Here is a 25,499-nt window from a genome sequence, read left to right as displayed (position 1 = left end):
GAGCGGCTCCTTACCGTGTGGTCCAGCCCACTCCGGACGGGTTCGTCCGGAGTACCCCGTGCACCGTCGCACACGCCGAGGAGCCCGCCATGTCGCGTCCCCGCCACCGGTCCCGGACCGCCGTCCTCGCCACGGGGGCCGCGCTGGCCCTGTCGGTCGCCGCCTGCGGCAGTCCCACCGCCGCCTCGTCGGGAGGGGGCGGCGGGGACTCCGGCGGGGAGGGCGACCCGATCCGCGTCGGGCTGGTCTACTCGGCCACCGGGCCGCTGGCCACCTACGGCGAGCAGTACCTGCAGGGCTTCGAGGCCGGCCTGGACTACGCCACCGACGGCTCCGGCGAGGTCGACGGCCGGCCGATCGAGGTGGTCGAGCGCGACGACGCCGGCGACCCCGCCAAGGCCGTCGCCGAGGCCACCGACCTCATCGGCCAGGGCGTGCAGGTGCTCGCCGGGTCCACCGCCTCGGGCGTGGCCACCCAGGTCGCGCCGCTGGCCGAGCAGAACGACGTGCTGTTCATCTCCGGCCCCGCCGCCACCGACGCGGTCACCGGCCTCAACGACAACACCTTCCGCTCCGGTCGGCAGACCTACCAGGACATCCTCACCGCGGAGTCGTTCATCGGGGACGCGCAGGGCAAGACCGTGCTGGTCTTCGCCCAGGACAGCGCGTTCGGGCAGGCCAACGTCGGTGCCGTGACCGCCGTCCTCGGCGGGGCGGGCGCCACGGTCACCCCGCTGCTGGTCCCGGCCAGCGCCACCGACCTCACGCCGTTCGCCTCGCAGGCCCGCGACGCCGGCGCCGACCTGGTCTTCGTCGCCTGGGCGGGGGAGAGCGCCCCGGCCATGTGGCAGGCGATGGGCCAGCAGGGCGTGCTCGACTCGACGACGGTCGTCACCGGCCTCGACATCCGCGCCAGCTACGCCACCTACGGCGCGCAGGCCACGCAGGTCGACTACCTCTCGCACTTCTTCGCCGAGGCCGTCGACAACGAGGTCAGCCAGGCGATGACCGAGCGGGTCGAGGAGGCCGGCGGCACCGTCGACCTGTTCACCCCCGACGGCTTCACCGCCGCGCAGATGGTCGTGCACGCGCTCCAGGAGGGCGGCGACGACGTCTCCGCGATGGTCGACGCGCTCGAGGGCTGGCAGTTCGACGGCGTCAAGGGCCAGCTGACCATCCGCGAGGAGGACCACGCGCTCCTGCAGCCGATGTTCCAGGCGCGGCTGGAGGAGCAGAACGGCGAGCTCGTCCCGGTCGTCGTCGACACCCTCGACCCGGAGGCCACCGCGCCGCCGGTCGCCACCGCCTGACCGGGTCCGCGGAGGACGGCGAGCGTGACCACCTCCCTGCCCGCCCCGGCACCGGCCGCCCGCCCCGCGGGCGAGCCGGTGCTCCGGGTGGCCGGCCTGACCTGCGCCATCGGCGGCGCGGTCATCGTCTCCGACGTCTCCTTCGACGTCGCCCCCGGCGAGTTCGTCGCCGTGATCGGCCCCAACGGGGCGGGCAAGACCTCGCTGTTCAACCTGCTCTCGGGCCTGCTGTCGGTCACCTCCGGGACGATCACCCTCGACGGCGCGGACATCACCGGCGCCAGCCCCGCCGCCCGGGCCCGCCGCGGCCTGGGCCGGACCTTCCAGTCCTCGTCGGTGTTCGCGGGCCTCGGCGTCCGGGAGAACGTGCGGCTGGCCGCGCAGGCCCGGCTCGGCGGCAGCCTGCGCCCCTGGCAGCGGGTGCGCGCCTCCGACCGGGCCCTCGAGGTGGCCGAGCGGGCGCTGGGCCGCGTGGGGCTCACCGCCCGCGGCGACGCGCTCGCCGGGTCCCTCTCGCACGGCGACAAGCGCAAGCTCGAGCTGGCGATCCTGCTGGCCACCGACCCCGCCGTGGTGCTGCTCGACGAGCCGATGGCCGGCGTCAGCACCGAGGAGGTCGCCGGCCTGACCCGGGTCATCGCCGACGTGCACCGCGAGGAGGGCCGGACGGTGCTCATGGTCGAGCACCACATGGACGTCCTGCTGGGGCTGGCCGACCGGGTCGCGGTCATGCACCACGGCTCGCTGCTGGCGCTGGACACCCCGGCCCGGGTCACCGCCGACCCCGCCGTCCAGGAGGCCTACCTGGGGGACCAGCTGTGAACGACCGGCCGGTGCTGCTGCGGCTGTCCGACGTGCACGTCCGCCTGTCGGGGTCGCACATCCTGCAGGGGGTGGACCTCACCGTCCGCCGCGGCGGGGTGACCGCGCTGCTGGGCCGCAACGGCGCCGGCAAGACGACGACGGTGAAGTCGGTGCTGGGGCTGGTGCCCTCGACCGGCACGATCGAGCTCACCGACGCCGGCGGGCGGGTGCACCGGCTCTCGGGCCGGCGCACCCACGAGGTGGTCCGGCTCGGCGTCGGCTACGCGCCCGAGGACCGCGAGGTGTTCGGCGGGCTGACGGTGGCCGAGAACCTCACGCTGGCCGAGCGGCGCGACTCCGCGCACCACCCCGACCGCGTGTACGAGCTGTTCCCCGAGCTGGCGCAGCGCAGCCGCCAGCTGGCCGGGACGCTCTCGGGCGGCCAGCAGCAGATGGTGGCCATCGCCCGGCTGCTGCTCAACGACAACCAGCTGCTGCTCGTGGACGAGCCGACGAAGGGCCTGGCGCCGCTGTTGGTGGCCGAGGTCGCCGACGTGCTCGCACGGGTCGCCGAGGAGGTGACGGTGCTGCTCGTCGAGCAGAACCTGTCCGTGGTGCGCCGCATGGCCACCGACGCCGTCGTCGTCGACCAGGGGCGGGCGGTGTGGAGCGGCTCGGCTCCCGAGCTCATGGCCGACGCCGACCGCACCCGCGAGCTGCTCGGCGTGGCCACGAGCGGGGGGACCCACGCATGAGCACTGTGGTCCTGCTCACCGTCACGGGACTGGGCCTGGCGGCGCTGTACTTCCTCGTCGCGTCGGGCCTCTCGCTGATCTTCGGGCTGATGGGCGTGCTCAACTTCGCCCACGGCGCGTTCCTCACCATCGGCGCCTACGGCACCTGGTGGGCCGCGGAGAACCTGCCCGGCGCCGGCTCCGGCGGGTGGGGTTTCGTCCTCGGCGTGGCCTTCGGGGTCGCCGTCGGCACGGTCGTCGCCGCGCTGGTCGAGCTGCTGCTCATCCGCCCGCTCTACGAGCGGCACATCGAGCAGGTGCTGGTCACCGTCGGGCTCAGCCTCGCGCTGGTCGCGCTCGTGCGGGCCATCTGGGGCGCCGACCCGCGGCCGTTCCCCGCGCCGGCGTGGGCGGAGGAGACGACGTCGGTCCTCGGGGCCAGCGTGCCCAACGACCGGTTCCTGCTGATCGGCAGCGCCGTCGTCGTGCTGCTCGCGGTGCTGGCCTTCCTCCGCTACACCCGCTTCGGCCTGGTCATCCGCGCCGGCGTGGAGAACCGCTCGATGGTCACGGCACTCGGCATCGACGTGCGGCGGGCGTTCACGCTGGTCTTCGCCCTGGGCGGCGCGTTCGCGGCCCTGGCCGGCGCGCTCGGCGGCGTCTACCTCGGCTCGATCTCGCCGGGGCAGGGCACGTCGCTGCTCATCTTCGCCTTCATCGTCGTCGTCATCGGCGGGATGAGCTCGATCACCGGCGCCGCGGTGGCCGCGGTCCTCGTCGGGCTGGTGCAGCAGTTCGCCAACTACTACGCGGCCAGCGGGGTGGGCGACCTGTCGGTCGTCCTGCTGCTGGCCCTGGTCCTGCTGACCCGCCCCGGCGGGCTGACTGCGAGGGTGGCATGAGCCGGAAGCTGACGCGGCTGGCGCCGCTGGTCGTGCTCGTCGTCCTGGCGGTCCTGCCGTTCTCGACGCTGCAGCTGCCGGGCCTGTTCGACGGCGTCCTCAACAGCCCGGGCACCCTGCAGCTGCTGGCGCTGTGCCTGGTCTTCGGAGGGGTGGCGCTCTCCTACGACCTGCTGTTCGGCTTCACCGGGCTGCTGTCGTTCGGGCACGCGCTCTACTTCGCGGGCGGCACCTACGTGGCCAACCTGGCGCTCACCGAGCTCGGCTGGGGCCTGGGCGCGGCGGTGGCGCTGACCACCGTCGTCGGCGTCGTGCTGCCGCTGCTGGTCGGCGGGGTGGCCCTGCGGGTGTCGGGCATCGCCTTCTCGATGGTCACGCTGGCCATCGCGCAGGTCGGGTCGATCGTGGTGCTGCGCGACCCCGGCGGCCTGACCGGCGGTGAGGAGGGCCTGGCGCTGGACCGCTCGAACGTGCCCGACGCGTTCGTCGGCGTCCTCAACACCGTCAACCTGTACTGGCTGGCGCTGGCCTATCTCGCCGTTGTCTACGTCGTCGTGGCCTGGGTGACCGGCTCGCGGGCCGGGCGGGTGTGGCAGGCGATCCGGGAGAACGAGCGCCGCGTCGAGGTGCTGGGGCTGCGGCCCTACCCGTTCAAGCTGGTCGTGTTCGTCCTCGCCGGACTCCTGGCCGCGCTGGGCGGGGTGGTGCACCTGCTGCTGCTCGGCGGGTCCACGCCGCGCACGACGACCGCCGACTTCACCCTCGGCCTGCTGGTGATGGTCGTGCTCGGCGGCGCGGGCAGCCGGTGGGGCGCGGTGCTCGGCGGCGTCCTCTACACCTACCTCGACAGCCGGCTCACCGACCTCGCGTCCTCGGCCGCGGTGCAGGACCTGCCGGCGTGGCTGCGGGTGCCGCTGTCGGAGCCGCTGTTCCTGCTCGGGTCGCTGTTCGTGCTGGTCGTCTTCTTCGTGCCGGGCGGCATCGCGGGCCTGGTCGCCCGGCTGCGCGAGCGGCGCGCCGGCCGTCGTCCCGGCAGGCCCTCCGGCGGGGCCACCCCGCCGCCGGGCCGGGTGGTGGAGCAGCTGCGGGAGACGGCGTCACGCGGGGTGGGCGTCGGCGCCGGCGGTCCCCGCGACGGCGTCTGACGCAGCGTCCCCACATGATCAGGTGACCTGATCGTGCCGCGTCCTGGCTCACCGTCGACCGTGAGCCAGGACGCGCCACGGTGAGCTAGGACGCGAGCAGGGCGTCGCAGACGTCGACCAGCCGCTGCCGGAGCGGGGCAGCCCGTTCGGCGAACCCCCGCTGGGCGACGACGTAGGCGGCCTTGCCCTCCGGCGTCTCGACCGGCACCGGCTCGTAGCCGCGGCCGCGCAGGTCGTAGGGCGAGGCGCGCATGTCCAGCTCGCGCACCTCGACGGCGAGGGCGAAGCAGTCGGCGACGAGCTCACCGGGCACCGCGGGGGAGAGCTTGTAGGCCCACTTGTAGAGGTCCATCGTGGCGTGCAGGCAGCCCGGCTGCTCCATGGCCACCTGCGACTCCCGCGTCGGCCGCAGCCGGTTGAGCCCCACGGCCGACGGCGTGAAGAACCGGAACGCGTCGTAGTGGCTGCACCGGATCGGGTGCGACTCCACGACGGCGTCGGTGCCCGCCTGCCCCAGCCGCAGCGGGACCGCGTGCCGCCGCTCGTCGGCGCGGTGCACCATCGCCCACTCGTGCAGCCCGAAGCAGCCGGTGTGCGCCGGCCGCGACGCGGTGGCCGCCAGCAGGTCCCGCACGAACCGCACCGTGGACGCGCGGTCGGCCAGGTATGCGCCGACGTCCAGGCGCACCGTCCCGTCATCACCGGTCGCGTACCAGCGCCACGCGGCGTGCGGCGCCGGGCCGTCGGCCGACGGCGCCAGCGCGACGCCCGGGCCCGGGTGCCAGCGCCGCAGCCGCGACGGCGTCTCGGAGTAGTAGGTGAACAGGAAGTCGAGCACCGGGTGCGACTCCCCGCGACGCCGCCGCTCGCGGTGCGGCGCCGTCCACCGCTCCACGCGCGCCTCGTGCGCGGCCGCCCGCGCCGTCCACTCGGCCGCCGGCAGGCAGGGGAGGACGGCGGTCACCGGACCAGGGTAGGAGCCGCTCAGGGGCCGTCGACCGAGGTGGTGTGCGGTCCCGGCGCATCCGGGAGCCGGAGTGCGCCGCAGGCGCACACCACCGGCTGCTCAGTCGTCGGCGGAGGTCAGGCGGTGCAGCCGCAGCGCCAGCTGGACCTCCAGGGCGCGCTCGGGCGCCGACCAGTCCCGGCCCAGCAGCCGGGCGACCCGGTCCAGCCTCTGCGTGACCGTGTTGACGTGCACGTTGAGCACCTCGGCGGCGCGGGCGGGGGAGCCGCCGGTGTCGAACCACGCCCGCAGCGTGGCCACCAGGTCGGTGCCGCGGCGCGCGTCGTAGTCGAGCACCGGCGCCAGCGTGGCCGTGACGAAGCCCGGCACGTCGCGGCCCTCGCCCACCAGCAGGCCGACGAAGCCCAGCTCGCGGGCGCTGGCCGACTGCCCGGTGCGGCCCAGGGCCTCCAGCGTCGAGGCGCACCGCCGGGCCTCGGCCTCCGCGCCGGCCACCGCGGCCGGGCCGTGCGCCGGTCCGGCGCCGCCGGCGGTGACCGGCCGGCCGACCGCGGCGGAGACCTCCCGGCACGCCAGCGCCGCGGCCTCGCCCGGCGCCAGGTCGGGCAGGCAGAGCACGACGCGGCCGTCGCGGACGCCGGCCAGCCCGGCCCGCGTGGCGGCCAGGTGCGCCGCGGCGGCCAGCGCCCGCCCGCGGCAGCGCTCCTCCACGCGGACGACGACCACCGCCTGCGGCCGGTCGAGGTCGGCGCCCAGCCGGCGGGCGCGCTCGCGCAGGCCGTCGGGATCGCGCAGCGGACCGGTGAGCAGCTCGTCGAGGAGCTCGCCGCGCACCCGCCCCTCGGCCTCGCTGGCGGTGCGCCGGATGAGCAGCAGCAGCGCGGTGACCAGCGCCGCCCGCTCGAGGATGCGCTGGTCGGCGTCGGAGAGGTCGCCGGCGCGCTGCAGCACCAGGCCGCCGAGCAGGTCGTTGCCCACGGTCACCGCCGCAGTCCACCACTCACCATCGCCCACGGTGCGCCCGGTCGAGCGGGCCAGGCCCAGCGCGGCGGCCGGGTCGGGCGGCAGCGCGCTGCCCGGGACGTCGGCGGGCGTGGGCCGGCCCTCCTCGTCGAGCACGGTGATCCGCCCGCCGAGGGCCTCGGTCACCGCGGCCGCCACGCCCTCCACGCCGCCGCCGCGCAGCACGACGTCGATGAACCGGTCGTGCGCCCCCGCGGCCCGCTCGACGGACTCGGTGTGCGCCCGCAGCTCCCGGGTGGCCGCCGACAGCTCGTCGAGCGCCGTACGGGTCTCCTCGAGCAGCCGGGCGTTGTCGATGGCGATCGCGGCGTGCGCGGCCAGCGAGCCGAGCAGCGCCACCTCGGAGCGGTCGAAGGTCCGCTCGGTGCGGTCGGCGGCGTAGAGGACGCCGATGACCTGCGACCCGCGGATCAGCGGCACCCCGAGGATGGCGACCAGCCCCTCCTCGTGGACACCGCCGTTGATGTCGTCGGTGTGGTGGAAGCGGGCGTCGGTGAAGTAGCTCGCCGTCGCGTACGGCGCGGCGGTCTGCGCGACCAGCCCGCCCAGGCCCTCGCCCATGGGCAGCCGCAGCGCCTGGAACCGGGCCGAGACCGAGCCGTCGGTGACGCGCATGTAGGTGTCGCCGTGGGCGTCGTCGTTGAGCGTCAGGTAGGAGACGTCGGTGCCGAGCAACTGGCGCGCGCGGCGGACGATCGCGGTGAGGACGGAGTCGACGCCGCGCAGCGTGGCGAGGTCGCTCGCCGTGTCGAACAGCGCCGACAGCTCCGACTCCCGGCGCCGGCGGGCGGCGAAGGCGGCGCGCACCTGCAGCGCCAGGAGCCGCACCCGCTCGAGCTCAGCGAGGGTGTCGGGGTCGGCGCCGCCGGCGCGGGCGCGCACCAGCGGGCCCTCGTACTCGATGGCCGCGGCGTCGTCGAGGACGAGCTGCAGGTACTCGGCGGCGGCGGAGGGCACGCGCGGCGCGCGGCCGGGACCGTCGGCGGGCAGCGCTGCGGTCCGGCTCACGACCGGCATCCTCCCCGGCCGCATCAGTGGGCGGTCCACCCGCCGTCCATCCGCAGGGAGGTGCCGGTGACCGAGGTCGCGGCGGGGGAGCACAGCCAGGCGACGGCGTCGGCGACCTCGGCGGGCTCGATGAGCCGCTTGAGTGCCGCGGGGGCCAGCATGACCTGCTCGACCACCTCGTCCTCGGAGATCCCGTGGGTGCGCGCCTGGTCGGCGATCTGCCCCTCGACCAGCGGGGTGCGCACGTAGGCCGGGGCCACGCAGTTCGACGTCACGCCGTGGGCGGCGCCCTCGAGCGCGACGACCTTCGACAGCCCCTCCAGCGCGTGCTTCGCCGTCACGTAGGCGGACTTGAAGGGCGAGGCCCGGTGCCCGTGCACCGAGCTGATGTTGACCACCCGCCCCCAGCCCCGGCCGTACATGTGCGGCAGCGCGCCCCGGACCAGCCGGAACGGTGCCTCGACCATCAGCCGCTGGATGGTGGAGAACACCTCGACCGGGAACTCGTGCAGCGGCGCGACGTGCTGGAAGCCGGCGTTGTTGACCAGGACGTCGACGTCGAGGTCGAGCGCGTCGACGGCGGCCAGGTCGGAGAGGTCGACGGTCACCGCGCGGCCCCCGACGGCGCCGGCCACCTCCTCGGCCGCCGCGCCGTCCCGGTCGACGACGACCACCTCGGCGCCGGCCTCGGCCAGCCGCGCGGCGACCGCCCGCCCGATGCCCGAGCCGCCACCGGTCACCATCGCCCGCCGCCCCGTGAGGTCCTCCGCGCCCATGGCCGGGACGGTAGGCCGCGGCGGCGGCGACTGTCACGGCTCCGGGCCACACAGCTCACGACGACGGGGTGGGTGCCGCACACACCGGGTCCCGCCGCCTCCTGTGCCACCGTCCGCGGCCAGGGCATGGCGCCGGACCACATGAGCCGGCTCACAGAACTGGCCTCGGGCACATGGGCAGCCCGGCCGCCCCTTCCTAGCGTCGACGCGGAACGAACCCGCCCACCGAGGAGACCCCGCATGTCCGCACCCAGCCCGAGGCCCCGGAGCCGGAGCTTCGGCCGCGTCGTCGGCGCGAGCATCATCGGCACCACGGTCGAGTGGTACGACTTCTTCCTCTACGGCTCGGCCGCCGCGCTCGTGTTCGGGGACCTGTTCTTCCCCGAGTCCTCCGACTTCGCGGGCGTCCTGCTCGCCTTCGGGACCTACGCGATCGGCTTCGCCGCCCGCCCCATCGGCGCCCTGGTCTTCGGCCACTTCGGCGACCGGATGGGCCGCAAGAAGCTGCTGGTCGTGTCGCTGCTGATGATGGGCGGCGCCACCTTCGCCATCGGCCTGCTGCCCACCTACGCCACGGTCGGGGCACTGGCACCGCTGCTGCTGGTGCTCCTGCGGCTGGTGCAGGGCTTCGCCCTCGGCGGCGAGTGGGGCGGCGCGGTCCTCATCGTCTCCGAGCACGGCCGGCCCGAGCACCGGGGCTTCTGGGCCTCCTGGCCGCAGGCCGGCGCCCCGGCGGGGCAGTTGCTGTCCACCGCGGTGCTGGCACTCCTGGCCGCGTTCCAGTCCGACGAGGCGTTCGCCGCCTGGGGCTGGCGCATCCCGTTCCTGCTGTCGGCCGTGCTCATCCTCGTCGGCCTGTGGGTCCGGCTGGCGGTCAGCGAGTCGCCGGTGTTCCTGGAGGCGCAGCGCCTCGCCGAGGCGAAGGCCCGCGAGACCGGCGCGGCCGAGGAGGCGCCGATCGCCGTCGTCCTCCGGCGCTACAAGCGCGAGGTGCTCGTCGCGATGGGCGCCCGCATCGCCGAGAACGTGTCCTTCTACGTGCTGACGGCGTTCACCACCGCCTACCTGACGAAGGCCCTCGGCCTGGACTCCTCCTTCGCGCTCAACGCGCTGCTCGTGGGCTCGGCCGTGCACCTGGTGACCATCCCGCTGTGGGGCGCGCTGTCCGACCGCGTCGGCCGGCGGCCGGTCTACCTGCTCGGCGCCACCGGCATCGGGCTGTGGTCGTTCGCGCTCTTCGGCCTCTACGACACCGGCAGCTTCTGGCTGGTCGTCCTCGGCCTCGTCGTGGGCTTCCTGTTCCACGGCGCCATGTACGGCCCGCAGGCCGCCTTCTTCGCCGAGCTGTTCGGCACCAAGGCCCGCTACACCGGCGTCTCCGTCGGGGCGCAGCTCGCCTCGGTCATCGCCGGCGCCCCGGCTCCGCTGATCGCGGTGGCGCTGCTGGGCAGCTTCGACGAGCCCAGCCCCGGGCGGGTGGCCCTCTACGTGGCCGCCTGCGCCGTGGTGACGCTCGTGGCGGTGTTCTCCTACGGCGAGACCCGGATCCGGGACCTCGGTGCCGACGACGCCGTCACCCCGGCGGACGGGCGGTCCGCCACCCGGGTCTGAGGCCCGGCCGCACGACCACGGGGCACCCCTGACACGTGTCAGGGGTGCCCCGTGCGCACGTCCGCGCAGGTCGTGAGGGACGGCACCTGTGCCGGGCCCGGTCCGGCGGGAGCGTGGGGACGTGCCCCGGAGGACCGGCCCGACACGGGCCGGCGGGGCACGAGGAGGAGGCCCCGTGCAGCTCACCCGCCCGCGCGCCGACGTCCGTCCCCGCAGGGACGCCGTCGGCCCCGCCGTGGAGGTCACCGAACTGCGACGCCGCTACGGCGACGTCGAGGCCGTCCGCGGCATCAGCTTCGAGGTCCACCCCGGCGAGGTCTTCGCGCTGCTCGGCGTCAACGGCGCCGGGAAGACCTCCGCCCTCGAGGTGCTCGAGGGACTGGCCCCGGCCTCCGGCGGGACCGTCCGCGTGCTCGGCGCCGACCCCGTGGCCGAGCGCGCCGCCGTCCGCCCGCACCTCGGCGTGCTCCTGCAGTCCAGCGGCCTGCCCGCCGACCTCACCGTGCGCGAGACGATCCGCCTGTGGGGCGCCACCCTCACCGGCGCGCGGGCCGAGGACGAGGCGCTCGCCCAGGTCGACCTGACCGGCCGCGCCGACGTCCGCGTGCGCAGCCTGTCCGGCGGCGAGCGGCGCCGCCTCGACCTGACCCTGGCGCTGCTCGGCTCGCCGCGCGTCGTCGTCCTCGACGAGCCCACGACGGGCCTGGACCCCGAGAGCCGGCGCACGGTGTGGGAGCTGGTCCGGCGGCGGGTGGCCGAGGGGGCCGCCGTCGTCCTCACCACCCACCACCTCGAGGAGGCCGAGGAGCTCGCCGACCGGATCGCGGTCATGCGGGCCGGCCGGATCGTCCTCTCCGGCACCGCGGCCGAGATCGCCGCCACCCAGCCGGCCACGATCCGCTTCACGCTGCCGGCCGGCGGGCCCGCGCTGCCCGCCGTCCCGGGCGCCGAGGTCGTGTCCGCGGCGCCGCGGGTGGTGCTGCACACCCGCGCGCTGCAGCCGGTGCTCACCCGGCTGCTGGCCTGGGCCGACGCGCACGGGCTCGTCCTGGGCGGGCTGCAGGCCCGCGCCGCCTCCCTCGAGCAGGCATTCCTCGCCGTCGCCGACGGCGCCGACCTCTCCTGACCGCCCCACCCGCGAGGAGCTCCCCGATGACCACCCTGACCGCCCCCGCGGCCGCGCCCTCCCGGCTGCGCCGCACGCTCGCCCTGGCCGGCGCCGAGACCCGGCTGCTGCTGCGCAACCGCACCGCCGTCGTCAACTCGGTGCTGCTGCCGCTGGCCCTCGTCGCGTTCGTGCCCGTCGCCGGGCTCGGCGGCGACGGCCCGCTCGGCCCCCGCCTGGCCGTGACCGCGTTCGCCGTGACGCTGGTCTTCCTCACCTACTACAACCTCGTGACCACCTACGTCGCCCGCCGCGAGGAGCTGGTCCTGCAGCGGATGCGCAGCGGGGAGCTCACCCCCGGCGAGGTGCTGCTGGGCACCGCCACCCCGACGCTGCTCGTGACGGTCGTGCAGATGCTCCTGGTCCTCGCCGGCACCGCGGTGATCGGCGAGTGGGCCGCGCCGGTCGACGTCGTCCTGCCCCTGGTCGCCCTGGTCGGCGGGATGGCGCTGATGACGCTGCTGGCCGCGGCGAGCACGTCGTTCACCCGCACCCCCGAGAGCGCGCAGATCACCACCCTGCCGCTGGTGATGGTGGCGTCGGTCGCCTCCGGCGTCGTCGTGCCGCTGGCCTCCTTCCCCGACCAGGTCGCGCAGGTGATGCGGCTGACGCCGATCGAGCCGATCGTCGAGCTGGCCCGTCTGGGCCTGGTGGGGCAGACCTGGGACGGTCGCACCGTCGACTGGGCCGGTGCCTGGGCCGCCGCGCCGCAGCCGCTGCTGGTCCTCGCGGCCTGGATCGCGGTGGCCGCCGTCGTGGCGCCCCGGGTGTTCCGGTGGGCGCCCCGCCGGTGAGCGGTCCCGCCCGCGGCGGTCGGTACGGCAGCATGGGCGCCGTGCCGACCGTCGCACGCTGGTGGCGCACCCGCAGCGACCCCCAGCGCATCGAGCTCTACACGCGCTGGTCGTACTACTCCTTCCTCGCCGCCCTGCCGGTGCTCGTGCTGCTCGCCCTCGCCTCGGACTGGGCCGGCACCTCGCGGTGGCTGGAGCTGCTGCTGGCGGCCGCGACCCTGGTGACCACCGCGGCCGCCGTGCAGCTGAGCCGGCGCGGGTTCGCCGACCGCGCCGCCGGCCCCGACCGGGCGCTGCTCGCGGTCGCGGTCGTCGCCGGCGGGGTCGTCGTCGGGACCGCCCTCGCGGTGACGACGGACGGACCCTCGCCCGCGGCGCCCTGGGCGGCCGGTCTCGTCGGCGCGGAGGTGCTGCTCGCGCTGTCGGTCACCGTTCCCACCCGGCCGCTGCTCGCCGGCACCGCCGTCGTCGGGGTCCTCACCACCGGCGTCGCCCTGCTCGACGGCAACCCGCCCCTGGCCGCAGGGGTCGTCGGCACCTCGATCGCGGTGGCGGTGGCCTTCGTGACCGTCGCCTTCCGCTTCACCGTCTGGATCCTCGACGTCGTGGTGGAGATGGACCGCAGCCGCGGCGTGCAGCTGCAGCTCGCCGTCGCCGAGGAGCGGCTGCGCTTCGCCCGCGACCTGCACGACGTCATGGGCCGCAACCTCTCGGTGATCGCGGTCAAGAGCCAGCTGGCCGGCGAGCTGGTCCGGCGGCAGCGGCCCGAGGCGGCCGACGAGGTGGCCGACATCAGCCGGATCGCCGAGCAGTCGCTGCGCGAGGTGCGCGACGTCGTCCGCGGTTACCGCGGCACCGACCTCGCCGGGGAGCTCGCCGGCGCCCGCTCGGTGCTCCGGGCGGCCGGCATCGCCTGCACCGTGACCGGCGAGGAGGCCGGCGCCGCGCTGCCCGAGCCGGTGCAGGTGGCCCTCGGCTGGGTGGTCCGCGAGGCGGTCACCAACGTGCTGCGGCACAGCTCGGCGGGGGAGTGCACCGTGACGCTGACCGCGGGGGACCCGGTGACGCTGCGCGTGGAGAACGACGGTGTCGGACCCGGTGGCGGGGACCGCGGTCACGGCTTGCGCGGGCTGGCCGAGCGGCTGGCGGCGGCCTCCGGGGAGCTGTCCGCGGGGCGGGAGGGCGACCGGTTCGTCGTCGTGGCGCGCGTGCCGGTGCGCGCGGTGGAGGAGGTGCGGTGATCCGGGTGCTGCTCGCCGACGACGAGAACCTCATCCGCTCGGCGCTGGTGGCGCTCCTGGCGCTGGAGGACGACCTCGAGGTGGTCGCCGAGGCGGCCTCCGGCTCCGAGGCGCTGGCCATGGCCCGGGCGCACACCCCCGACGTCGCCGTCCTCGACCTGCAGATGCCCGACCTCGACGGCATCGCCGTCGCCGCGCAGCTCGGCTCGCTGGTGCCCGGCTGCGCGGTCGTCATCGTCACCGGGCACGGCCGCGCGGGACACCTCAAGCGAGCGCTGTCGGCCGGCGTGCGCGGGTTCCTGCCCAAGACCGTGTCCGCGCCGGTGCTCACCGACGTCGTGCGCACCGTGGCCCGGGGCGGGCGTTACGTCGACCCCGAGCTGGCCGCCGAGGCCATCAGCGCCGGCGACAGCCCGCTGACACCGCGCGAGGCCGACGTCCTGGAGCTGGCCGCGGGCGGCGCCCCCGTCGAGGAGATCGCCGCCCGCGCGCACCTGTCACCCGGGACGGTGCGCAACCACCTGTCCTCGGCTGCGGGCAAGCTCGGCGCGGCGAACCGGCACGCCGCCGTCGAGGTCGCCCGCCGCCACGGCTGGATCTAGCTGGCCTCGTTGCCGCCGCGGACGACGGACTCGTCGCGCTGGGCGTCGTCGTCGGTGGTGAGGGTGATGTCGCGCTCGCCGCCGTCGGTGCGGTCCTCGCCGGGGACGCCGTCGACCATGTTGCCGCTCGTCGGCCCGTCCGAGGTGTCGGGGGACTCGCGGTAGCCGCTGCTGTCGGACTCGCTCATCAGTCTGCTCTTCCTCCGGAACGGGGGGTGGGGCCCTCGACCTCGCCGGACGCACCCGCACCCCGGGCGCGGGCGACGTCGCCGTCGGCACGGGCGGGCAGGTCGTCGCCGTGGGCGGCGTCCCGCTCGATCGCCTCGTCGGCGGTGAGCGGGACGTCGTCGAACGAGGACCCGGTGCTGCTGTTGTCGCCGGTGGCCGACGCGGTCGGGATGTCCTGCTGGATGCGGTCGCTGCCCTGGGGATCGCTCACCGTGGCCTCCTGTCCGACGCTGTCGCAGGGGCCATGCCCGGGGACCCGGAGCGGAAACCACGACCGGCGACGGGTCACCGACCTCGCCCCGTGGTGCCCGACCTCATCCCGCAGCGCGAGGTCGGGCACCACGCGGCGGGGCCGGTCGCGCACCCCGACCCGCAACGGCCGACGGCCGCCGCCCCCGCACAGGGGACGACGGCCGTCGGGATGAGGCGCCGGAGGCTCAGAACGCGGCCTCGGGGACCTCCATGAGCGCGTTGTCCGTGGCCTCGACGATCGCCCGCTCCCCGGCCAGGCGCGGCAGCACCTGGGTGGCGAAGAAGCGGGTGGCGGCGAGCTTGCCCTCGTAGAACAGCCGGTCCTTCTCGCTGACGTCACCGGCCAGCGCGGCCAGGGCGACCTCGGACTGGCGGACCAGCAGCCACGCGGTGACCAGGTCGCCGACGGCGAGCAGCAGCCGGGAGGTGTTCTGGCCGACCCTGTACAGCGACGCCGTGTCCTGCTGGGCGGCGGTCAGGTGCCCGAACATCGCGGCGAGCATCGCCTGGACCTCGCCGAGGGCGGTGGCCAGGTGCGCCCGCTCCTCCTTGAGACGGCCGTTGCCCGCCTCGGCGTCGATGGTGGCCTGGATCTGCGAGGCCAGCCAGGTCAGCGCGACGCCGCCGTCCTTGACGATCTTGCGGAAGAAGAAGTCCTGCCCCTGGATCGCCGTCGTGCCCTCGTACAGGGTGTCGATCTTGGAGTCCCGGATGTACTGCTCGATCGGGTAGTCCTGCAGGTAGCCCGAGCCGCCCAGCGTCTGCAGCGACTCGGCAGTCAGCAGCTGGGTGGCGCGCTCGGAGCCGAAACCCTTCACGATCGGCAGCAGCAGGTCGTTGACGCGGGCGGCGAGCCGCGCCTCCTCGCTGTCGGCGGAGCCCTCGGCCTCGGCGGCGAGCACCTGGTCGCGGAAGCTCGCGGCGTAGAGGTACAGCGCCCGCATGCCCTCGACGTAGGACTTCTGCAGCATCAGCGAGCGGCGCACGTCGGGGTGGTGCGTGATGGTGACCCGGGGGGCGTCCTTGCTGGTGGCGGTGAGGTCGGCGCCCTGCACCCGCTCCTTGGCGTAGGCCAGTGCCTGCTGGTAGCCGGCCGACAGCGTGGCGATCGCCTTGGTGCCCACGAACATCCGGGCGTGCTCGATGACCTTGAACATCTGCGCGATGCCGTCGTGCACCTCGCCGACCAGCCAGCCCTTGGCCGGGACGGGGCCGTCGCCGAAGGTGAGCTCGCAGGTCGTGGAGACCTTCAGGCCCATCTTCTTCTCGACGTTGGTGACGTACACGCCGTTGCGCTCGCCGAGGGCGCCGGTCGCGAGGTCGACGTGGAACTTCGGGACGACGAACAGCGACAGGCCCTTGGTGCCCGCGCGCGCACCCTCGGGGCGGGCGAGCACCAGGTGGACGATGTTGTCCGACAGGTCGTGCTCGGCGGAGGTGATGAACCGCTTCACGCCGGTGAGGTGCCAGGAGCCGTCCTCCTGCTGCACGGCCTTCGTGCGGCCGGCGCCGACGTCGGAGCCGGCGTCGGGCTCGGTGAGGACCATCGTGGCGCCCCACTTGTGCTCGAGCATGAGCTCGGCCATGCGCTTCTGGTCCTCGGTGCCCAGCTCGTGCAGGACGGCGGCGAAGGCGGCCCACGAGCCGTACATGAAGACGGCGGGGTTGGCGCCCAGCACCATCTCGAAGGCGCCCCAGGTCAGGGCGTGCGGCGCACCGAAGCCGCCGAGGTGCTCGGGCAGGTCGAGGCGGTACCACTCGCCGTCCTCGATGGCGCGCACCGAGCGCTTGAACGACTCGGGCAGCGTGACCGAGGAGGTGGCCGGGTCGAACACCGGCGGGTTGCGGTCGGCGTCGGTGAAGCTCTCGGCGATGGGGCCCTCGGCCAGCCGGCGGACCTCCGCGAGCACCCCGCGAGCGGTCTCGGCGTCCATCTGCTCGAACGGGCCGGTGCCGAACCGGTCCTTGGTGTCGAGGAACTCGAACAGGTTGAACTCGAGGTCCCGCAGGTTCGCGGTGTAGTGGCTCATGCGGTGTGGCTCCCGTGCTCCGTGCCGATGGACGGCGTCTACTCGCCGGTAACAAACGTTATTACCGGCGGGTAACCGCGAGCAAGGGAGCAGCCCGGGACACGCCCTGAGGGGTCAGGCGGTCCCGGGCCGGGGAGGGCGGGCGGCGGCGGTCAGCGGTTGCGGCGGCGGGCGCGCATCACCAGGCCGCCGAGCGAGGCGACCAGTGCGCCGAGGACCGCGGCGATCAGCAGCGCCAGCACGAGGGGCGCCTCCACGTCGGTGAAGACGAGGCTGATCTGCACGGTCTGCCCGTTGAACACGACGAACAGCACCAGGATCACCGTGACGGCGATCAGCAGGGCCAGTGCCAGGCCGAGGCCCGCCGTGCGGCCGGCCGCACGCGCCCGGGACGGGCTCCCGGAGCGGGTGGTGGCGGGCGGCGTCGAGGGCGGCGTCGACGCCGGCGCGCCGGTCCCGTAGGGGGAGGTGCCGGTGGCGAAGGGGTCGGTGCCCGGGGCGGAGGGCCGGGGCTCGGCTGGGGTTCCGGGAGTGGTCATCCCCGAGGACTGTCCGCCCCGGAGGGCACCCAAACGGGTCGTGCGCGACCGGTCAGTCGCGGTGCGCGGCCGGCTCGGTCTCGGCCGGCGGGTAGGAGGGGCCGGCCGCGCCGTCGGCCGGGCCGGTCGCCTCGGGCCCGTCGGAGTCCGGCGCCGGCGGTCCCGAGGTGCTGCTGCCGAGGGGACCGACCGAGCGCGGCTCGTCGGGCTCGGGCATCTTCTGCTCGCGGGTGCTCACCGGCCCGAGTCTGCGTCCCGGCCGCCCGCCCGGCGACCCGGGCGGCTCACTCCGACAGCGCCGGGCCGGCCTCGTGCGCGGGGTGCCCGGCGGTGCGCTCGCGCTGCTTCATGCGTGCCTCGAACACGTGCCGGTCGCCGTCGGAGAGCTCGGTGCGGGCCCGCTCGTCGAACGCGCGGAAGACCGACCAGTAGTTGTCGTCGTAGTCCTCGACGATCTGGAAGGTCCACCGGTCGGCGATGACGTTGCGCCCGACCAGGTCGCGGTCGAGGTCGTCGGCGAGCTGGGTGTGGCCGGCCTTGCGGAAGAGGTCGACGGCCTCCTGCAGCAGCAGGTCGGCCTTGCCGGAGTGCTGGTGGAAGCCGTAGAGCTGGCCGCGGGCCTGCTCGATCGTCTCCAGGGCCTCGGAGAGCCTGCCCAGGCCCTCGACGGTCGTGTCGTCCAGGTCGGGGCGGCTGCGGTCGACGGTCACCGGCCCATCCTGCGGTCCGGGAGTGCGGACTGCCCGGCGAGCCGGGCGGGCGGTCAGACCGAGACGGCGACCTGGTCGGCCGCTGACTCCGCGACCGCGAGGTCCACCAGCCGCCCGGCCAGCTCGCGACCGTGCGCCGCCGGGCCGTCGGGGCCCAGCAGGCCGCCGGAGAGGTACATGCCGTCCATGATCAGGTGCACCTGCGCGGCGAGGTCCTCGCCCCGGCCCGGCGCGACCTGCTCGGCCAGCCGCTCGAGGCGGGCGTGCAGCTCGAACTTGTAGTCGGCGGCGGCGCTGCGCGCCGGGTGTGCCGGGTCGTCGTACTCGCTGCTCACGTTGGTGAAGGGGCAGCCGCGGAAGCCGGCGCGGGTCACGTCGCCCTCCACGTACTCGACGACGGCGAGCAGCGCGGCGCGCGGGTCGCCCTCGAGCAGCACGAGGATCTCGTCGATGTGGCCGAGCACCGTGGCGGCCTTGCGGGCCAGGTAGGCGCCGACGAGCTCGTCCTTGCTCTTGAAGAGCCGGTAGACGGTCATCTTGCCGAGGCCGGTCTCGCGGACGAGTTCGTCCATCCCCACGCTGCGCGAGCTGCGGGCGGAGAAGAGCCGCTCCGCGGTGTCGAGGACGATGGCCTCCCGCTCCGCGCGGCTGCGGCGGACCGGGGAGGAGCTGTCGGCGTCGGCGAGGGAGAGGGCGGCGGCGGTCACACGAGCGATGGTGCCGCCTGCCGTGACGGATCAGTTCGCGGCACGCCGGACGCCCGGCACGGCTGCTCGCTCCCGGGTGCAGAGAGGCGAACGCGCAGGTCGGGGCGGGTGTGACCGCTGTGACGACGGCCCGCGCGGCTCAGGCGCGGCGGGTGCGGCGGGGGTTGGCCAGGAGGCGGGCGACGCGCTCGGCCACGGCACCCGGCGAGCCGGGGTCCTCGGCCGGCGGCGCGCCGGGGATCTGCTCGTCGGTCCGGTCCTCGCGCTGCGCGTCCTCCACGCACGCGAGCCTGCCCCCCGCCCGGCCTGCGGAAACAGGTCCGGGACGGCATCCCACCCGTGCGGGCGGTGAGACGTGCGTCACGCCCGGCGTCGTCCTGGCTCACCTCCGCGCGTCCTGACTGGGCGTCGGCGCTGAGCCAGGACGCGGCAGGATCAGGTCACCTGATCGTGCCGCGTCCCGGGCGGGACGGGGCGGTCCCCCTCAGACGTCGGGGCTGTCGGCGGGGCCGTCGCCCGCCGGCTGCCCCTCGGCGGGGTCCTCGGAGCGCGGGGTGCGGCCGGCGTCGGGCTCCTCGCCGGGCGGGTCGCCCTCCGCGCGCTCAGGGCTGCGCGGCGGCCGTTCGGGCTCGGTCACGGCGTCCTCCTCGGGATGCGGCGGTGCGGTCACCGACGGCCTTGCCCACCTGCGCGTCGTCGAACCCCGGCTCAGCCGACGCGGGTGGCCGCGGGCACCCGCGGCAGGACGCCGGCGACGGCGGCGGCGTCGGGCAGGGCGCCCCGGGCCCCCGGGCCGGTGGTCGACAGCGCGGCGGCCGCGACCGCCTCGCGCACCGCCGCGGCCAGGTCCGCCCCGCGCGCCAGCGCGGTCCCGAGCGCCCCGGAGAAGCAGTCGCCCGCGCCGGTGGTGTCCACGGCCTCGACCGGCGGCGGCGCCTGCAGCAGCACCGGCCCGTCCTCCGGGACGACCAGCGCCCCGCGGGAGCCCAGGGTCACGACGGTGGCCGCGGCGCCGAGCGTCCGGGCCAGGGCGGCCAGCTCCGCCGGGGTCCGGGGTGCCGGGTCGGCGCCGGCCAGCTGCACGAGCTCGTGCTCGTTGGGCACCAGCACCGCCACCCGCTGCAGCAGCTCCGGCGGCAGCGGCTGCGGCGGCGCCGGGGTCAGGACGACGGTCCCCGACGCCGCGTCGGCCGCCGCCTGCACGGTGGCCAGCGGCACCTCGAGCTGCAGCAGCACCACCGCGGCGCGCTGCACGGCCGCGACGTCGACGTCGGCACGCGTGAGCGCGGCGTTGGCGCCCGGCACGACGACGATGAGGTTCTCCCCGCTGCCGTCCTCCACGGGGATGGTCGCCGAGCCGGTCGGGTGCCCGGGCGTGGCCAGGACCAGCGCGGTGTCCACCCCGGCGTCGGCCAGTGCCGCCCGCTGCCGCTCCCCGGCCGGGTCGTCGCCCACCCGGCCCACCATCGCGACCGCCGACCCGGCCAGCCGTCCCGCGGCCGCGGCCTGGTTGGCGCCCTTGCCGCCCGGGGCGAGCACCGCCTCCCGGCCGACGACGGTCTCGCCGCGGCCGGGCAGCCGCCCGACGGCGACCAGCACGTCCTCGTTCAGGCTGCCGACGACGGTGACGGACACGGGCGGACCTCCGAAGGAGCGCGGCGACGACGGCGCTCAGTCTGCGGGCCGCCCCTCGTCGTCGTCCGGGTCGGGCTGCACGCCCGAGTCGTCCCACCGCACCCACAGGGGCAGCCCGTACCAGGTCAGCACGCCGATCAGCAGCACGAGCGCGCCGCCGACGACGCCGGCCGTGCGCCCCAGGACGACGTCGAGGATGAGCAGCACGCCGGTGCTGATCGCCAGCACGAGCAGCGCCAGGCCGACCAGCAGCAGCCGGTCGGCGACCGCGATGAGCACCGCCTTGCGCCGTCGCCGGAAGACCAGGCGGTGGAAGGAGACCGGCGCGATGAGCACCACCGTCGCCAGTGCCGTGGCCAGCAGCGTCACCGTGTAGACGGTGAGCTGGAGGTCGTCGAGCTCGGCGAAGCGCTGGGTGAAGGCCAGCCCGAGCAGGAAGGCGAAGAGCACCTGCACGCCGGTGATGGCCACCCGGAGCTCCTGCAGGAGCTCGGCGAGGTTGCGGTCGAGCACCTGGTCCAGGGTCTCGCCGCGGGCCCGGGCAGTGCGGTGGGCGGCGGAGAGGTCCGGACGGCCGGTCCGTCGCCCCGTCCGCGCGCTCGCCCTGTCCACGGATGGGGCGTACCCGCCGGGGTGCCGGCGCGACACCCGTTTCCCGCGGTCGGCGGCGCGGTACCGCCCCCGGAGGACCGACCGAGGAGGGGCCGTGGCCGACGACGACCGGGACACCGTCAGGAAGGACTTCGGCGAGGCGGTGAACATGAGCGCCTCGGAGCTGGAGAAGTGGCTGAAAACCGACGAGTCGCAGTCGGTGGGGCAGAAGAGCGGCGACTCCGGCGAGTCCACCGGTCACGAGTCGGGACGGCGGATCGTCGAGCTCCTGCACAAGAAGAAGGGCGACCTCGTCGACGACGACTACGCCCACATGAGGAAGGTCCACGGCTACGTCCAGCGGCACCTGGCGCAGGAGCCGGCCAAGGAGGACGTCGAGACCTCCAAGTGGCGCTACTCCCTCATGAACTGGGGCCACGACCCGCTCAAGAAGAAGTAGCGTCGCGCCCCGTGCGCCTCGACGACCCGCGCCGCAACGACCCCGCCCAGTACGACGGCCTGGCCGACCAGTGGTGGGAGGCCTCGGGCGGGTTCGCGATGCTGCACTGGCTCGCCGCCTCGCGCGCCGGGCACATCCCGCCCGCCCCGCACCCCGGCGCGCTGCTGGTCGACCTCGCCTGCGGCGGCGGGCTCATGGCGCCGCACGTCGCGCGCCTGGGCTACCGGCACGTCGGCGTCGACCTCAACGCCCCTGCCCTGGCGATCGCCGCACGGCACGGCGTCGTCGCGGTGCGCGGCTCGGTGACGGCCGTTCCGCTGCGGGACGGGTGTGCCGACGTCGTCGTGGCCGGCGAGGTCCTCGAGCACGTCGAGGACGACGTCGCGGTGCTCGCCGAGGCCGCCCGGCTGCTGCGGCCCGGCGGGACGGTCGTCGTCGACGCCATCGCCGCCACCCGGTTGGCCGAGGTGATCGCCATCCGGATCGCCGAGCGGCTGCCGGGCGGGCCGCCGCCGGGCCTGCACGACCCCGCGCTGTTCGTCGACCGCCGCCGGCTGCTCGCCGCCGCCGACCGGCTGGGCCTGGACCTGCGGCTGGTGGGCCTGCGCCCGTCGGTCCGCGACGTCGTCGCGTGGCTGCGCGGGCGGCGCGACGTCGTCCGGATGCGCGAGCTGCCCACGACGGCGGTCCTCTTCGCCGGCTACGGACGCAAGCGGGAGGACGCTGCGCCACCGTCGCGGGACACCGGGCTCCTGCAGGAGCGCACGACCGGCTCCGCAACTACGGTCGGGTGATGACCCCGCTCGTGAGCAGCGCGAACACCCGGGGACCCCGAGGATGAGCGCGGCCGTGCTGACCGGCGCCGGCGCCGCCCTGCCGGCGACCCTCGACCAGGACGCCGCGTGGGAGGGCTTCTTCGCCCGCCACTACGAGGGCGTCCGTGCCGCCCGCCGCATCTGGGCCGGCGCCGGCGTGCGCACGCGGCACGCGGTGGCCAACCCGGTCGACGAGGACCTGAGCCAGTGGGGCACCGGCGCCCGCATGGCCCGCTACGTCCAGGAGGCGCTGCCGCTGGGCAAGCAGGCGGTCGCCGGGGCGCTGGACGCCGCGGGCCTCGCGCCGGGCGACGTCGGCCTGTTCGCCGTCGCCACCTGCACCGGGTACGCCACACCCGGCCTGGACATCCGGCTGGCCAGCGACCTGGGCATGCCGCCGGGCCTGCAGCGGCTGCTGGTCGGGCACATGGGCTGCTACGCGGCGCTCCCCGGGCTGGCCGCCGTCGGCGACTTCGTCACCGCCCGCTCGCGCCCGGCGGTGCTGCTGTGCTGCGAGCTGACCAGCCTGCACGTGCAGCCGGCGGTGCGGGACCTGGACCAGGTGGTCGCCCACGCGCTGTTCTCCGACGCCGCGGCGGCCGTCGTCGTGGAGCCCGGCGCGGGCCGGGGACGGCGGCTGGCGGGCGTGGTGGCGCGCACCGACGCGTCGACGTCGGACCACATGACCTGGGACGTCACCGACCTGGGCTTCCGCATGGGCCTGTCGCCCCGCGTGCCCGACGTCCTGTCCCGGCACGTGGGCGACGTCGTCGCCGAGCTGCTCGACGGCGCCGACCTGCGGGTCGAGGACGTCGCGGGCTGGGCGGTGCACCCCGGCGGGCCGCGCATCCTCGACGTCGTCCGCGACGAGCTGGGCCTGGCGGAGGAGCAGATCGCGGCCTCGCGGCGGGTGCTCGCCGAGCACGGCAACTGCTCGTCGGCCACGGTGCTGCTCGTGCTGCAGGAGCTCGCCGACGTCGACGGCCCGGTGGTGGCCATGGCCTTCGGTCCGGGGTTGACCCTGTACGCAGCGCTACTGCTTCCTGCCTGACCTGGTCATACGCCCCCCTGGGCACTACCGTCTGTGATCGCGATCACGGTCGGAGAGGGGGCTCGCGATGGCCACCGCTGGAGTCGTCCGGGTGTTCCTGGTCGACGACCACGAGGTGGTGCGCCGTGGCGTGGCCGAGGTCCTCGAGGACGACCCCGGGCTGGTGGTGGTCGGTGAGGCCGGGAGCCTCGCCGAGGCCCTCGCGCGCGGCCCTGCGGTGCGGCCCGACGTCGTCGTGGTGGACATGCGGCTGCCCGACGGGGACGGCGCGGAGGTCGTCCGCCGGCTGGCCGAGCGGCTGCCGGGGGTGCGCTGCCTGGTGCTGTCCAGCTACGCCGACGAGGCCGCGATCGCGGCGGCCGCGGCGGCGGGCGCGGCCGGCTACCTGGTCAAGCAGGTGCGCGGCGCGGACCTGGTCTCGGCGGTGCGGACCGTGGCGGACGGCGGGACGCTGCCCGGCTGGTCCGGACGGCGGCCGGGGCCGAACGGCAACGACGACCGGCGGCTCGCCTCGCTCACCGAGCAGGAGCGGAGCGTCCTCATGCTCATCGGCGAGGGGCTGACCAACCGGCAGATCGGCGAGCGCATGGGGCTGGCCGAGAAGACGGTGAAGAACTACACCAGCCACCTGCTGGCCAAGCTGGGTCTCGAGCGGCGCACCCAGGCCGCGATCCTGGCCACCGAGCTGCGCGGCCGACGGCCCTCCTGAGCTCCGGCTCAGGACCCGTGCGGCCGCGGCACCGTCCAGGTGACCTCGGTGCCGGCGGGCCCCCCGGCGGTGGTCAGCCGCCCGCCGCGGCGCTGCGCGCGCTCGGCGAGGTTGGCCAGCCCGCTGCGGACGGTCACCTCGGGCAGGCCGTGGCCGTCGTCGGCGACCCGGACCCGCACGGGGGAGTCCGCGTCGTCCTCGGCCTCGACGGTCACCTCGACCCGGCTCGCCCCCGCGTGCCGGACGACGTTGGTGACCAGCTCCCGCACCACCGCGAACAGGTCGGGTGCCAGTTCCGAGGGCAGGCCGTCGAGGTCGCCGCGCAGCCGCAGGCCCGGCTGCACCGCGGAGCCCTCGGTGACCTGCCGGACGGTGTCGGCCAGCCCGGTGGCCAGGCCGGCCGGCGCCGCGTCGTCGTGCAGGCCGAAGATCGCCGAGCGGATCTGCTGCAGGATGGTGTCGAGCTCGTCGACGCTGCGTGCCACCCGCCGGGCGGCGTAGGGCTCGACGTCCTCCAGGGCCCGGCCGACGCGGTCCAGCGACAGCGCCGTCGCGTAGATCCGCTGCACCACGTGGTCGTGCAGGTCGCGGGCGATGCGGTCGCGGTCGGCCTGCACCTGCAGGCGGCGCTCCCGCCGCTGGCTGCGCGCCAGCTCCAGCGCCAGCGCGGCCTGGGCGGCGAACGCCGACAGGTCCTCGAGGGCCTCGGCGTCGAACGGCTCCCGCTCGGCGCGGCGCATGCAGATCAGCGTCCCGAGGGCCCGCCCGAGCGGGACGATCACCGCCGAGCGGGCGCCGCGGATGAGGTCGACGGCGACCTCGGCGTGCCGCCCGAGCACCGGGTCGACACGGACGTCCTCGACCAGCTCCGCCACTCCCGTGCGGTGCACCCGGCCGACGTGGGTGTCCTCGAGCGGGACCCGCACCCCCTCGACCTCGTCGGCCACCGGGCCCGCGGAGGCCACGATCGTCAGCGCGTCACCGTCGCCCTCCTCGGCGACCAGCAGCGCACCCCCGTCGGCGTCGCTGAGCGCGACCGCCCGCTCGGTCACGTCCAGCAGCACCTCCCGGTGGTCCTGGCCGGACAGCAGCGCGGTGGAGACCTCGGTGGCCGCCTGCACCCACGCCCTCCTGCGCTCGGCCGCCTCGGCGAGCCGGGCGTTCTCGATGGCCAGGCCGGCGGCCGCGGCGAGGGCCTGCACCGCCTCCTCGTCGGCCTCGGTGAAGGGGCCGCCGGTGCGCTTCTCGGTCAGGTACAGGTGGCCGAAGACCGAGTCGCGGACGCACACCGGCACGCCGAGGAACGACTGCATCGGCGGGTGCCCCGGCGGGAAGCCGACCGACGCCGGGTGCGTGCCGAGGTCGGCGAGGCGCAGCGGCTCCGGGTTGTCCACCAGCAGGCCGAGGATCCCCGCGCCGGCCGGGAGGCGGGTGATGCCCTCCCGCATCTCGTCGTCCATGCCGACGATGACGAACCGGTCGAGGCGCCGTCCGTCCCGGGTGAGGACGCCGAGGGCCCCGTAGGTCGCGTCGGCGTGCGCGACCGCCGCCTCGACGATCGCGCGCAGCGTCGCCTCGAGGTGCTCGCCGGCCGCGGCCGCGCGCACGCCGGCGGCCAGCGCCGGGGGGAGGCTCTCCGGGGTGGGCGGGGTCACGGCCCGTCCGGAGGGGTCCTGCTGCGTGCCGGGCT

The 25,499-nt window shown here is 75.7% G+C and carries 29 protein-coding genes; 14 read left to right on the top strand and 15 right to left on the bottom strand.

Features of this window, described 5'->3' with window-relative positions; translation table 11 throughout:
* The first annotated feature begins 89 nt into the window (after positions 1 to 89).
* The 5 genes from FN207_RS02570 to FN207_RS02550 are packed head-to-tail and all read left to right on the top strand — an operon-like array spanning position 90 to position 4,895.
* Positions 90 to 1,310: a substrate-binding domain-containing protein gene (locus FN207_RS02570; RefSeq protein WP_142456764.1), complete on the top strand. Its 1,221-nt coding sequence runs from the start codon at positions 90 to 92 to the stop codon at positions 1,308 to 1,310.
* 24 nt (positions 1,311 to 1,334) lie between these two features.
* Positions 1,335 to 2,132, top strand: coding sequence for an ABC transporter ATP-binding protein (locus tag FN207_RS02565; RefSeq protein ID WP_221887998.1), 798 nt, complete (start codon positions 1,335 to 1,337; stop codon positions 2,130 to 2,132).
* The gene (locus FN207_RS02560; RefSeq protein WP_221887997.1) at positions 2,129 to 2,869 is read left to right on the top strand and encodes an ABC transporter ATP-binding protein; all 741 of its coding nucleotides are present in this window, start codon (positions 2,129 to 2,131) and stop codon (positions 2,867 to 2,869) included. The genes FN207_RS02565 and FN207_RS02560 overlap by 4 nt, the downstream gene beginning before the upstream one ends.
* Positions 2,866 to 3,750 carry a branched-chain amino acid ABC transporter permease gene (locus FN207_RS02555; protein WP_142456763.1) on the top strand — a complete coding sequence of 295 codons (885 nt, stop codon included), beginning with the start codon at positions 2,866 to 2,868 and terminating at the stop codon, positions 3,748 to 3,750. Before FN207_RS02560 ends, FN207_RS02555 begins: the two co-directional genes overlap by 4 nt.
* On the top strand, positions 3,747 to 4,895 hold the full coding sequence (locus FN207_RS02550) for a branched-chain amino acid ABC transporter permease (protein WP_142456762.1): 1,149 nt from the start codon (positions 3,747 to 3,749) through the stop codon (positions 4,893 to 4,895). Before FN207_RS02555 ends, FN207_RS02550 begins: the two co-directional genes overlap by 4 nt.
* Positions 4,896 to 4,980: 85 nt before the next feature.
* Here FN207_RS02550 and FN207_RS02545 read toward each other — a convergent pair whose 3' ends face one another.
* From FN207_RS02545 to FN207_RS02535, 3 genes are all read right to left on the bottom strand, one after another.
* Positions 4,981 to 5,859, bottom strand: coding sequence for a 3-methyladenine DNA glycosylase (locus tag FN207_RS02545; protein ID WP_142456761.1), 879 nt, complete (start codon positions 5,857 to 5,859; stop codon positions 4,981 to 4,983).
* Positions 5,860 to 5,961: 102 nt separating this feature from the next.
* Positions 5,962 to 7,902: a helix-turn-helix domain-containing protein gene (locus FN207_RS02540; protein ID WP_142456760.1), complete on the bottom strand. Its 1,941-nt coding sequence runs from the start codon at positions 7,900 to 7,902 to the stop codon at positions 5,962 to 5,964.
* Between the two features lie 14 nt (positions 7,903 to 7,916).
* Positions 7,917 to 8,669, bottom strand: coding sequence for a 3-hydroxybutyrate dehydrogenase (locus FN207_RS02535; protein ID WP_142456759.1), 753 nt, complete (start codon positions 8,667 to 8,669; stop codon positions 7,917 to 7,919).
* 240 nt (positions 8,670 to 8,909) lie between these two features.
* On the opposite strand from FN207_RS02535, the gene FN207_RS02530 reads away from it, so the two are divergent.
* The 5 genes from FN207_RS02530 (at position 8,910) to FN207_RS02510 (ending at position 14,082) form a co-directional block, all read left to right on the top strand.
* On the top strand, positions 8,910 to 10,280 hold the full coding sequence (locus tag FN207_RS02530) for an MFS transporter (protein WP_142456758.1): 1,371 nt from the start codon (positions 8,910 to 8,912) through the stop codon (positions 10,278 to 10,280).
* A 175-nt stretch (positions 10,281 to 10,455) separates the two neighbouring features.
* Positions 10,456 to 11,406, top strand: coding sequence for an ABC transporter ATP-binding protein (locus FN207_RS02525; RefSeq protein ID WP_142456757.1), 951 nt, complete (start codon positions 10,456 to 10,458; stop codon positions 11,404 to 11,406).
* Positions 11,407 to 11,432: 26 nt separating this feature from the next.
* Positions 11,433 to 12,239, top strand: a complete 807-nt coding sequence (locus tag FN207_RS02520; RefSeq protein WP_142456756.1) for an ABC transporter permease — start codon at positions 11,433 to 11,435, stop codon at positions 12,237 to 12,239.
* Between the two features lie 41 nt (positions 12,240 to 12,280).
* Positions 12,281 to 13,480: a sensor histidine kinase gene (locus FN207_RS02515; RefSeq protein ID WP_185938123.1), complete on the top strand. Its 1,200-nt coding sequence runs from the start codon at positions 12,281 to 12,283 to the stop codon at positions 13,478 to 13,480.
* A complete protein-coding gene (locus tag FN207_RS02510) occupies positions 13,477 to 14,082 on the top strand; it encodes a response regulator transcription factor (RefSeq protein WP_110906860.1) in 606 nt (201 codons plus the stop codon). Before FN207_RS02515 ends, FN207_RS02510 begins: the two co-directional genes overlap by 4 nt.
* Here FN207_RS02510 and FN207_RS02505 read toward each other — a convergent pair.
* The 11 genes from FN207_RS02505 to FN207_RS02465 all read right to left on the bottom strand — a co-directional run bounded on the left by FN207_RS02505 (position 14,079) and on the right by FN207_RS02465 (position 20,705).
* Complete coding sequence (locus FN207_RS02505) at positions 14,079 to 14,270, bottom strand: hypothetical protein (protein ID WP_142456754.1); 192 nt, start codon at positions 14,268 to 14,270, stop codon at positions 14,079 to 14,081. The genes FN207_RS02510 and FN207_RS02505 overlap by 4 nt on opposite strands.
* The gene (locus FN207_RS02500) at positions 14,270 to 14,521 is read right to left on the bottom strand and encodes a hypothetical protein (protein WP_142456753.1); all 252 of its coding nucleotides are present in this window, start codon (positions 14,519 to 14,521) and stop codon (positions 14,270 to 14,272) included. The genes FN207_RS02505 and FN207_RS02500 overlap by 1 nt, the downstream gene beginning before the upstream one ends.
* A 226-nt stretch (positions 14,522 to 14,747) precedes the next feature.
* Positions 14,748 to 16,592, bottom strand: a complete 1,845-nt coding sequence (locus FN207_RS02495) for an acyl-CoA dehydrogenase (protein WP_142456752.1) — start codon at positions 16,590 to 16,592, stop codon at positions 14,748 to 14,750.
* 152 nt (positions 16,593 to 16,744) lie between these two features.
* On the bottom strand, positions 16,745 to 17,131 hold the full coding sequence (locus FN207_RS26825; protein ID WP_246065700.1) for a LapA family protein: 387 nt from the start codon (positions 17,129 to 17,131) through the stop codon (positions 16,745 to 16,747).
* A 52-nt stretch (positions 17,132 to 17,183) separates the two neighbouring features.
* Positions 17,184 to 17,369 carry a hypothetical protein gene (locus tag FN207_RS02485; RefSeq protein ID WP_110906855.1) on the bottom strand — a complete coding sequence of 62 codons (186 nt, stop codon included), beginning with the start codon at positions 17,367 to 17,369 and terminating at the stop codon, positions 17,184 to 17,186.
* A 46-nt stretch (positions 17,370 to 17,415) separates the two neighbouring features.
* Positions 17,416 to 17,841 carry a hypothetical protein gene (locus FN207_RS02480; protein WP_142456751.1) on the bottom strand — a complete coding sequence of 142 codons (426 nt, stop codon included), beginning with the start codon at positions 17,839 to 17,841 and terminating at the stop codon, positions 17,416 to 17,418.
* 53 nt (positions 17,842 to 17,894) lie between these two features.
* On the bottom strand, positions 17,895 to 18,548 hold the full coding sequence (locus FN207_RS02475) for a TetR/AcrR family transcriptional regulator (protein WP_142456750.1): 654 nt from the start codon (positions 18,546 to 18,548) through the stop codon (positions 17,895 to 17,897).
* Positions 18,549 to 18,687: 139 nt separating this feature from the next.
* Positions 18,688 to 18,828 (bottom strand): hypothetical protein, encoded by a 141-nt coding sequence (locus tag FN207_RS26110; RefSeq protein ID WP_185938121.1) that lies wholly within the window; start codon positions 18,826 to 18,828, stop codon positions 18,688 to 18,690.
* 204 nt (positions 18,829 to 19,032) lie between these two features.
* Entirely contained in the window at positions 19,033 to 19,185 is a 153-nt protein-coding gene (locus FN207_RS26105; RefSeq protein ID WP_158549545.1) for a hypothetical protein, read from the bottom strand.
* A 71-nt stretch (positions 19,186 to 19,256) separates the two neighbouring features.
* Positions 19,257 to 20,183 (bottom strand): ribokinase, encoded by a 927-nt coding sequence (locus FN207_RS02470; RefSeq protein WP_142456749.1) that lies wholly within the window; start codon positions 20,181 to 20,183, stop codon positions 19,257 to 19,259.
* 36 nt (positions 20,184 to 20,219) lie between these two features.
* Positions 20,220 to 20,705 (bottom strand): DUF6328 family protein, encoded by a 486-nt coding sequence (locus FN207_RS02465; RefSeq protein WP_281282130.1) that lies wholly within the window; start codon positions 20,703 to 20,705, stop codon positions 20,220 to 20,222.
* Positions 20,706 to 20,889: 184 nt separating this feature from the next.
* On the opposite strand from FN207_RS02465, the gene FN207_RS02460 reads away from it, so the two are divergent.
* The 4 genes from FN207_RS02460 (at position 20,890) to FN207_RS02445 (ending at position 23,809) form a co-directional block, all read left to right on the top strand.
* Complete coding sequence (locus FN207_RS02460; protein WP_142456748.1) at positions 20,890 to 21,234, top strand: DUF3140 domain-containing protein; 345 nt, start codon at positions 20,890 to 20,892, stop codon at positions 21,232 to 21,234.
* Between the two features lie 11 nt (positions 21,235 to 21,245).
* Positions 21,246 to 22,028: a methyltransferase domain-containing protein gene (locus tag FN207_RS02455; protein ID WP_246065699.1), complete on the top strand. Its 783-nt coding sequence runs from the start codon at positions 21,246 to 21,248 to the stop codon at positions 22,026 to 22,028.
* A 43-nt stretch (positions 22,029 to 22,071) separates the two neighbouring features.
* Entirely contained in the window at positions 22,072 to 23,100 is a 1,029-nt protein-coding gene (locus FN207_RS02450) for a type III polyketide synthase (protein WP_142456747.1), read from the top strand.
* A gap of 67 nt (positions 23,101 to 23,167) precedes the next feature.
* Entirely contained in the window at positions 23,168 to 23,809 is a 642-nt protein-coding gene (locus FN207_RS02445; RefSeq protein WP_142456746.1) for a response regulator transcription factor, read from the top strand.
* A gap of 8 nt (positions 23,810 to 23,817) precedes the next feature.
* On the opposite strand, the gene FN207_RS02440 is transcribed toward FN207_RS02445, so the two are convergent.
* On the bottom strand, positions 23,818 to 25,464 hold the full coding sequence (locus tag FN207_RS02440) for a GAF domain-containing sensor histidine kinase (RefSeq protein WP_246065698.1): 1,647 nt from the start codon (positions 25,462 to 25,464) through the stop codon (positions 23,818 to 23,820).
* Between the last annotated feature and the right edge of the window lie 35 nt (positions 25,465 to 25,499).

This window comes from Geodermatophilus aquaeductus (assembly GCF_900182545.1).
In the GTDB taxonomy this organism is placed as follows: Bacteria; Actinomycetota; Actinomycetes; order Mycobacteriales; family Geodermatophilaceae; genus Geodermatophilus; species Geodermatophilus aquaeductus.
This window is presented reverse-complemented; position numbering and strand designations above follow the sequence as displayed.